Origin of the sequence: Arthrobacter sp. CAN_A214 (assembly GCF_015751955.1) — a bacterium.
Taxonomy (GTDB): domain Bacteria; phylum Actinomycetota; class Actinomycetes; order Actinomycetales; family Micrococcaceae; genus Arthrobacter_D.
Map to the genome: position 1 here is coordinate 112,823 of NZ_JADOUU010000010.1, position 8,853 is coordinate 121,675.

Sequence of the window (8,853 nt, forward strand, 5' to 3'; positions counted from 1 at the left end):
AAACACTCCACACTGTATCCAATACCGGCGGTGTTACTCAAAGTTGGGGGCGGAAGCGATTAGCGCCCGGCCCTCCGTGCGCCGGAGTAGGCTTCTCCCCATGCCCCCGAAAGAACACGCAGTACGTTCGTCGACCCCTCAGCCCGGAGAACTCCGGCCCTGGCCGGCCCTGTGGTCACTCGTGATCGGTTTCTTCATGATCCTGGTCGACTCCACGATCGTCTCCGTGGCCACGCCGGCCGTCATGGAGGGTCTGGGTGCCGGCATCGACAGCGTGATCTGGGTAACCAGCGCCTACCTCCTGGCATTCGCTGTACCACTCCTTGTCACGGGAAGACTCGGAGATCGGTTCGGCCCGCGGCGCATCTACCTCATCGGGCTGGTTGTCTTCACCGCCTCGAGCGCATGGTGCGGCCTTGCGGGCTCCATCGAGGTATTGATCCTCGCACGGGTGATCCAGGGCCTCGGCGCAGCACTCATGACCCCCCAGACCATGTCGGTGATCACCCGGATCTTCCCGCCCGAACGCCGCGGAGCAGCCATGGGCCTGTGGGGATCCGTCGCGGGTATCGCCACGCTGATAGGCCCCATCCTCGGCGGCGTGCTGGTCGACTCGGCAGGCTGGGAATGGATCTTCTTCGTCAACGTGCCCGTGGGGATCGTCGGTTTCCTCCTCGCGGCGCGACTGGTCCCACGCCTCGAGACCACCGCCCGGCGCTTCGACCTGCTCGGGGTCTTCCTCAGTGCAGCCGGCATGTTCTGTCTGGTCTTCGGCATCCAGGAGGGTGAGACCTACGACTGGGGTACGATCGCGGGCCCCCTCTCCGTCTGGTCACTCATCATCACCGGACTGGTCCTCCTGACGGCTTTCGTCGTGTGGCAGCGGGTCAACCGCGGGGAGCCCCTCGTGCCGCTGAAGCTGTTCCGGGACCGGAACTTTTCGCTCGCGAACACCTCCATCACGGCCATGGGCTTCTCGATCACCACCATGTCCCTGCCGTTGATGCTCTACGCGCAGACGGTCCGTGGCCTCTCCCCTACCCAGGCCGCGCTGCTCCTCACGCCCATGGCAATCATCTCCGGCGTCCTGGCGCCCTTCGTCGGAAGGTTCGTGCAGCGCGGCAACCCGAAGTACATGGCGGTTGCCGGGTTTGCGGGAATGTCCGCAGCCCTCTTCTGGCTGGGCTCCATCCTCACTCCGGACGTACCGATCTGGCAGCTCCTGCTCCCCATCTCCCTTCTTGGACTGGCGAGCGCCGGGATCTGGGCACCGGTTTCCCTCACAGCCACCCGCAACCTGGTTCCTTCGCTCGCCGGTGCCGGCTCGGGGGTGTACAACACCACGCGGCAGGTGGGAGCAGTGCTGGGCAGTTCGGCCATCGCCGCCATGATGCAGTTCCAGCTCCTTGCCAACGTAAATGGTGGAGCCGTCAGCGCCACCCCCGGCAACCCGCTTCCGCCCGAGGCCAGGGCGGGTTACGCCCTGGCCATGGGTCAGTCGCTGTACCTGCCGGCCGCCGTCGTCCTGATCGGATTCGCTGCAGCACTGTTTTTCGCGAAGCCCGAGCGGAACAACGCCTGGGCGGCGGATACCGAAGTCCAGGGTGCAGCGGCGAAGGCCGCAGCACCGGCGTCCGGCGTCTGGAAGTCCGCCGAGTCGTAATCGTTGCCTGCATCAACCAGCGGTAGTCTCTTGTCATGGCTGATGAGACGATCGACACCTCGAAGGACACCACCCCTGCCGCTGCGAAGGAAGTGAGTGATGATTTCGTCACGCGCAGCCATACGTCGCCGTCGGGCCTGAAGTACACCTCCACCACGGGCCGTCTCGTGCTGCGCCTCGAGGAGAACAAGGACGGCAAGGCCGACGGCTTCAAGCCGAAGGCGGAGATCTTCCTCGTCGCCTACACGAAGGACGACGCCGAGGAAGGCCGCCCCGTGACGTTCGCCTTCAACGGCGGCCCGGGATCGGCGTCCGTCTGGCTGCACCTCGGACTGCTCGGCCCGCGCCTCGTGAAGTCCGGGGACGTCGGTTCCATGGCCCCTGCACCGTTCGGGCTCGAGGACAACGCCGAGTCACTCCTCGAGTCGAGTGACCTGGTGATGATCGACCCCGTCAATACCGGCTTTTCCCGTGTGGTCGAGGGCGGCAAGACGGAGGAGTTCCATGCCTTCGTGGAGGACCGGGACCTGGTGGCCGAGGTGATCCGGCTCTGGACCACCCGCAACAACCGGTGGTTGTCGCCCAAATACCTCGTGGGTGAGTCCTATGGAACCCTGAGGGCCGTCGCGGTGGCGGGGCGCCTCTTCGACGCCTACGGAATGGCCGTCAATGGTCTGGGGCTCATCTCTACCGTCCTCAACATGTCGACGCTTCGATTTTTCCCCGGAAGCGACCTCCCCTACGCACTCCACCTCCCGACCTACGCCGCCATTGCCCACTACCACGGCCGCCACGAGGGCCGGGAGCTCGCGGAGGTGGTGCGCGAGGCCGAAGAGTTCGCCGCGAGGGACTTCGGGTTCGCGCTCACCCAGGGAAACCGGTTGTCGGCAGAGGAGTACGACGACGTCGTGGCACGGTTGCATGCCGTCACCACCCTCGACGAGGGCTTCATCCGACGCACCAATCTCCGCTGGGCGTACCACGAGTTCGCAGCAGAGCTGCTGCGCGGCGAGGACCTCGCGGTGGGGCGGATCGACGGGCGCTTCACCGCCCGGCCCGAGAGTCTCCAGGCTTCCGACTCACATGACGACCCCAGCATCCGGGCCATCACGGGCCCCTATTCGGCCGCGATGAACCACTACGTCCGTGCTGAGCTGGGGTATGAGAACGATCTTCCCTACGAGATCCTGACGGCACGCGTCCACCCCTGGAGCTACCGCACCTTCGAGGGTGCCCCCGTGGATGTATCGGGCGTCCTTGAACGGCTCCTTGTCCACAACCCGCATCTCCGGGTACATGTGGATTACGGCTACCACGACGGCGCCACGCCGCACTTCGCGGCTGAGTACGTCTGGGCGCACATGAATCTGGACGAAGGCGCCCGCGCGCGTTTCACGCATCACTATCACGAGGCCGGACACATGATGTATCTCAACCCCGTAGCACGCCGGGCCCAGCTGCAGGCACTGCGACTATTCGTTTCGAACACCCCGCACAACTCCCAATAGTAAGTATGATGATGAATATCCCCAGCAACCTCTCCGGATAGGACCTCCCCATGCTGAAACGAATCCTTTGGGCCCTCGCCCCTGTCATCGCATCGAAAATAATGGCCAAGCGCCGAGGCACCCAGGGCACGCGCGCCGAGAAGACGCGCTACAACAAGAACCGCGGCAGGTAGCCTGCCCGCCGGGAGCCCGCCGGGCACGCTTCCGGACCGGGACAAGGACGGCTTCGTCGATCTGCGCTCCTATGCCGCGATCGGCGATGGCCGAACCGTAGCCCTCGTTGCCCATGATGGTTCGATCGACTGGTATCCCACCCCCGACCTCGACTCCCGCCCCGCAATTGCACGGCTTCTCGACGCGAGCCACGGCGGCTCGATCGAGCTGCGACCGGAGGCCGACTTCACCGTGGAGCGAGCCTATGTCCAGGGAACCAATGTCCTGACCACGGTCTACACCACCGCGGGCGGGTCGGTCCGTGTCACGGACTCCCTCAACACGGGAGTTGCGGGGCGGCTGCCGTGGGGCGAACTGGCCCGACGGATCGAGGGCTTGTCCGGCGTCGTACCGATGAAGTGGTCCGTGAACCCCGGAAACTGCTTCCAGTCCGCATCCCCGTGGGTCGAGGTGCAGGGCGAGAACCCGATCCTGAGGGTGGATGGAACAGCACTGGCCATCCGCGGCATCGCCCACGGTACGGCCCAAGCGGAGGGCCGCAGCGTCTCGGGAGCGTTTCCCACGTCGGAAGGGTCACGGCATCTGGTCGCAGTGATCTCCACGCACCGCGAACCGGTCCCCCTACCCGATCCGACAACCATCGACGAGGGAATCGACCGCACCATCGCCAACTGGCAGCTGTGGTCCAGGAATTTCTCCTACGACGGGAAATACGCGGACGAGGTGCTCCGCAGCGCGTTGGACGGCAACCCCGCCGCGGGCCAGCTGCAGCTCGGGGTCTTCGGGGACGTCTTCGACATCGTCTGGCAGTATGTGCGGGCCGGGCATTCCCTGGACCGGAGACCGTGCGGCAACTGGCCGGCATTGCCGATCTCACCTGCAACATCTGGCAGCGGCGGGACGCCGGAATGTGGGAACTGCCCGAGGAGCGGCACTACATCTCCTCGAAGCTGGGCGGCTGGACAGCACTGGATTGCGCGGTCCAACTGGCTGAGGCCGGCCAGCTCTAGGGACCGGTGGACCGGTGGCGTGGCGAGCGCGACCGCATCCGGGCCTGGGTCGAGGAGCACGGCTGGTCGGAAGAGCGCCAAAGCTATGTGTGGTACCCGGGTTCGGACGATGTGGATGCCTCGATTCTGCTTCACGCCCTGAGCGGCTTCGACACCGGCCCCCGAATGTCCTCCACGATCGACGCCCTGCGGGATGAGCTCGGCGCGGGCCCCCTGCTGTACCGCTACAGCGGCATGCAGGAGGAAGAATCCACCTTCGTCGCCTGTGCCTTCTGGATGGTCTCCGCCGGCACCGGCTCACCGCGTCAGGAAATGGACCCAGACGCCGACGATCCAGGTGCTTCCTGCGGCGAACGCGAGTCCCAGTTCGGCGAGGATGCCCCACCCGGCGGCCTTCAGGGCATGGACGCTCGACTCCAGCGCCGGTCGAAAGCTCCGCAGGCGAAGGTACTCGCTGCCGAACAGGCCGAGGGCGAATCCCACGAACAGTCCGACCACGGGAATGGCAAACATGCCCACCACGCCTGCCGCCAGTCCGATCGTGATCGACCTGGCTGGGATGCGCCGCCGCTGCAGCGTTCGTCCTGTCAGAACCACTCCGGCGACCAGACCGGCGAGCGCGAAGGCTGATCCGACGCCGAACACCACCCAGCCCGCGGGACTGCCGACCGAGAACGCCCAGAGCAACAGTGCGCCGATGATCAGGATGCTGCCGGGAAGGATCGGCACCACCACGCCGGCGATTCCCACCGCTATCAGCACCGCGGTCAGAATCGTTGCCAGGATCTCGAATTCCATTCAGCCAGTCTCCCATCCCGCCCCGTCGGCGTAGTGGTTCACCTCCATGACTGCAATACTAAGTAGACTTATGGCTTCACGGCCCTGACATCAGGAGGACTAGTGAGTACACCAGGAACAGGGAATACCGAGGGGGAGAACCGGGCAAGCCGCAGCAATGTCGACCCAAGTGACACGACCCGGACTCCCGCTGCCGGTGCGAGCAGCGTCGGCGAGGCACCCAACCCGGACACCACTCCCATCCCGGCCGGGAACGGCAATCCTCGCAGGAACGACGACGACGCCACGCGCGAGCACACGCAGGTGTTCCCCGTGAGCCACACCAGGGACCCGGGCTACGACCAGGAGGCCGGTCATCGGCTGCACCCCGACCAGGATGCCTCCCGCAACCGCAAGGGTGCCGACAGCGATCTTCGCGGCCGGGACGCAGTACCCGCCGCCGCTGACCGGGCTGCGTTGCACCAGCGTGAGAAGGAGAGATTCGGCGGCATGAAGTTCGGGTCCGCTTTCTTCGGCTGGCTCACGGCGACAGGAATGGCAGTACTGCTCACTGCACTTCTGGCCGCAGCGGGCGCGGTGTTCGGCCTTTCCACGAACACGAATCTCGGTGAAGCCACCAGCCAGGCGTCGCAGGACGCGCAGACCGCTGGAATCATCTCCGCCGTCGTCCTGCTGGTCCTCCTCTTCCTCTCCTACTTCGCCGGCGGGTATGTCGCCGGTCGCATGGCCCGATTCGACGGCGCGAAGCAGGGTATTGCCGTCTGGCTGTGGGCCGTCATCATCGCCATCGTGGTAGCGGTGATCGGGCTGATTGCGGGAAGCCGTGCAGACATCTTCGCCAACATCAACAGCTTTCCGAGCCTTCCGATCAATGAGGGCGATTTCACCACGGCCGGAATCATTGCCGTACTTGCGGCGGCCCTGACGGCCCTGGCCGGGGCGGTGCTCGGTGGGCTCACCGGTATGCGTTATCACCGCCGCATCGACCGTGCGGACTTCGACGAGGTGCGCAGCTAGAAGCCGGCGTCAACCGGCACAGGAACGCCCGGCCCCCCATGGGGAGCCGGGCGTTCTTCTGCTTCGGGTCCGGGAACGGATCAGGGTGCCGGCATGCCACCGTTGACGTTCAACGTCTCGCCCAGCACATAACTCGATTCAGGTGAGGCGAGGAAGACGTAGGCGGGCGCGAGCTCAGTGGGTTGGCCGGCGCGGCCCAGCGGCGTACTCTTGCCGAACTCCGGCAGGGCTTCCTTCGGCTGCCCGTCGGACACCTGGAGGGGAGTCCAGATGGGACCGGGAGCAACAGCGTTGACGCGAATGCCCTTGGGGGCAAGCTGCTGGGCCAGGCCCTTCGTGAAGTTGTTGATGGCCGCCTTGGTGCTCGCGTAGTCGAGAAGCGTGGGCGACGGCTCGTAGGCCTGGATGGACGTGGTGTTGATGATCGAGGACCCGGGCTGGAGGTGCTTGAGGGCTTCCCGTGTCACCCGGAAGAACGAGTAGATATTGGTCTTGAAAGTATGGTCGAGCTGCTCGTCGCTCAGTTCCTCGAGCGATTCCACGGCCACCTGCTTGCCGGCGTTGTTGACGAGAATGTCGAGTCCCCCGAGCTCCTCGGCCGCCTGCCGGACAAGCGCGATGCAGTACTCGGGGTCCTTCAGGTCCCCGGGAATTCGAACGGCCTTGCGGCCTGCTGCCTCGATGAGGGAGGCAATGGTTTCGGCGTCGGCCTCCTCCTCCGGAAGGTAGGAAAGGGCGACGTCTGCGCCTTCCCTCGCGAAGGCGATGGCAACTGCTGCGCCGATACCGGAATCGGCTCCTGTAATCAGCGCCTTCCGGCCCGAAAGGCGCCCGGTTCCGCGGTAGGAGGTTTCACCGCGGTCAGCCTCCGGCTCGATGTCCCGGTCCAGGCCCGGTTCCGGCTGGTCCTGCTTGGGCGGAGTGATGCTCTCGAAACGCGTGACGGGATTCTGGAAGGTGTACTGGTCCGGAGTTCCTCCGGGGTTTTCGGATGTCATGATGCTCTCCCGTTACCGATAGGTGTTGGTTGGCGCCCAGCATCAAATGCTAAGCCTGCTTACTACACTAGGCGGTGGGTTCGGGAGGGACAAGGCGCTTGTTCGTGCCCGGCGAAAGCAGTCGTGCCCGTTCAGAACACGTTCCCGATGAACTTAAAGCACGGTCGAGAAGAAACCTGCTCCGACGGAGAGAACCATGGCCGCCACGAGGAGCCAGACGATGGGAATACGGTATTTGTTGATGAAGCGCATATCGAGAAAGTCTAGCGGGGACCGATGCCCGTCCATGCATCCGGTTAGGCTGTCTTCATGCGCCGAGATTTCCTCCCATCAGCCGAACAGAGCCGCGATTTCTACCGCTTCCTGACTGCTGTGGTGGTCCCCCGGCCCATTGCCTGGGTTGCCTCACGGTCCGCTGAGGGAATCGACAACCTGGCCCCGCATTCCTTCTTCACCGTCGCATCGGTCAACCCGCCCATCGTGCAGTTCACTTCGGTGGGGCGGAAGGATTCCGTGCGCAACATCGAGGCCACTGGAGAGTTCACGATCAACTTCACGCCCGAGAACCTTTTCGAAGCAGTGAATGCCACCGGCACTGCCTTTCCACCGGAGGTCAGCGAGTTCGACGCCGTAGGGCTCACGCGCGAGGCAAGCCTCACCGTGGCCCCGCCGCGCGTCCTCGAATCGCCAGCCGCGTTGGAGTGCAAACTCCATTCGATCCAACGGATGGGCGACTGCACGCTGGTATTCGGCGAGGTGCTGCACGGCGTGGTTTCCGAGGAGTTCCTTGATGGCACCCATCCCCGGATCGACGCATTGAAACCCCTGTCCCGCCTCGGGCGTGACGAGTGGGGAACCGCTGGGAAGATCCGTCATATCCAACGTATTCCTATCAAGGAATGGTCGGCCGAATACCGCCCCGACGTCAGCTAGAGTCGGGGAGGGGGTTGACCCACCCGTGGCTGGAAGGCCGCCCCGACTGTAGGGATGTCCATGAGCGTAACTGCCGCCACCAGCCGTAAAGTACGTTTCAGTAGGCCGAATGATGTTGTTGCGTCCTATTCGGTTCTGCTGAAGCAGGTGCGCAAGGAAGGGCTCCTGGCCCGGCGCCGGCGTTTCTATGCTGGGGTGTTCCTCCTCCTGTGCCTGGCGATGGCCGCAGCGTGGACGGGCTTCGCCCTGCTGGGGGATTCCTGGTTCCAGCTCCTGATCGCCGCGGGCCTTGGCATCGTGCTGACCCAACTCGCCTTCCTCGCCCACGAGGCCTCCCACCGCCAGATCTTCACCACCCGGGGCGCGAACGACTGGTCCGGGCGCATCCTCGCCGCCGGCGTCGTAGGCATCAGCTACGCCTGGTGGATGGACAAACACACCCGCCACCACAACAACCCCAACACCAAGGGCAAAGACCCCGACATCGAAATCGACACCATCTCCTTCCTTCACGAGGACGCCGCGAAGGCCAAAGGAATCCAGGCCTGGATCACCCGCCGCCAGGGGTACCTGTTCTTCCCCCTGCTGACCCTGGAGGGCATCAACCTCCACGCCCGCTCCATCGCCACGCTCTTCCGGCGCGGCACCATCCCCGGGCGCTGGGTGGAACTGGCCCTGCTCGCGATCCGCTTCGGAGCCTACCTCGGCATCCTGTTCTCCTTCCTCCCCCCGGCCATGGCCCTGGCCTTCCT

9 protein-coding genes and 1 pseudogene are annotated in these 8,853 nt (G+C 64.9%); 8 read left to right on the forward strand and 2 right to left on the reverse strand.

What is annotated here, in order from left to right:
- Positions 1–100: 100 nt before the first annotated feature.
- The 5 genes and pseudogenes from IWX65_RS10690 (at position 101) to IWX65_RS17800 (ending at position 4,355) form a co-directional block, all read left to right on the forward strand.
- A complete protein-coding gene (locus IWX65_RS10690) occupies positions 101–1,663 on the forward strand; it encodes a DHA2 family efflux MFS transporter permease subunit (protein WP_196882731.1) in 1,563 nt (520 codons plus the stop codon).
- A 35-nt stretch (positions 1,664–1,698) separates the two neighbouring features.
- Entirely contained in the window at positions 1,699–3,171 is a 1,473-nt protein-coding gene (locus IWX65_RS10695; RefSeq protein WP_196882732.1) for a S10 family peptidase, read from the forward strand.
- 50 nt (positions 3,172–3,221) lie between these two features.
- Positions 3,222–3,344: a hypothetical protein gene (locus tag IWX65_RS17790; RefSeq protein ID WP_334683807.1), complete on the forward strand. Its 123-nt coding sequence runs from the start codon at positions 3,222–3,224 to the stop codon at positions 3,342–3,344.
- Between the two features lie 124 nt (positions 3,345–3,468).
- Positions 3,469–3,786, forward strand: a pseudogene (locus IWX65_RS17795) (glycoside hydrolase family 15 protein); the annotation flags it as partial.
- Positions 3,787–4,253: 467 nt separating this feature from the next.
- Positions 4,254–4,355 (forward strand): hypothetical protein, encoded by a 102-nt coding sequence (locus IWX65_RS17800; RefSeq protein WP_334683809.1) that lies wholly within the window; start codon positions 4,254–4,256, stop codon positions 4,353–4,355.
- 297 nt (positions 4,356–4,652) lie between these two features.
- On the opposite strand, the gene IWX65_RS10705 is transcribed toward IWX65_RS17800, so the two are convergent.
- Entirely contained in the window at positions 4,653–5,153 is a 501-nt protein-coding gene (locus IWX65_RS10705) for a DUF456 domain-containing protein (protein WP_196882736.1), read from the reverse strand.
- A 102-nt stretch (positions 5,154–5,255) separates the two neighbouring features.
- On the opposite strand from IWX65_RS10705, the gene IWX65_RS10710 reads away from it, so the two are divergent.
- The gene (locus tag IWX65_RS10710; protein ID WP_196882738.1) at positions 5,256–6,170 is read left to right on the forward strand and encodes a hypothetical protein; all 915 of its coding nucleotides are present in this window, start codon (positions 5,256–5,258) and stop codon (positions 6,168–6,170) included.
- An 80-nt stretch (positions 6,171–6,250) separates the two neighbouring features.
- Here IWX65_RS10710 and IWX65_RS10715 read toward each other — a convergent pair whose 3' ends face one another.
- Positions 6,251–7,168 carry an SDR family oxidoreductase gene (locus IWX65_RS10715; RefSeq protein WP_196882739.1) on the reverse strand — a complete coding sequence of 306 codons (918 nt, stop codon included), beginning with the start codon at positions 7,166–7,168 and terminating at the stop codon, positions 6,251–6,253.
- 309 nt (positions 7,169–7,477) lie between these two features.
- Here IWX65_RS10715 and IWX65_RS10720 point away from each other — a divergent pair, with 309 nt between their 5' ends.
- Both IWX65_RS10720 and IWX65_RS10725 read left to right on the forward strand, forming a co-directional pair.
- Positions 7,478–8,101, forward strand: a complete 624-nt coding sequence (locus IWX65_RS10720) for a flavin reductase family protein (RefSeq protein ID WP_196882740.1) — start codon at positions 7,478–7,480, stop codon at positions 8,099–8,101.
- A 60-nt stretch (positions 8,102–8,161) separates the two neighbouring features.
- Positions 8,162–8,853: fatty acid desaturase family protein (locus IWX65_RS10725; RefSeq protein ID WP_196882741.1), on the forward strand; the 692-nt coding region annotated here is incomplete at its 3' end.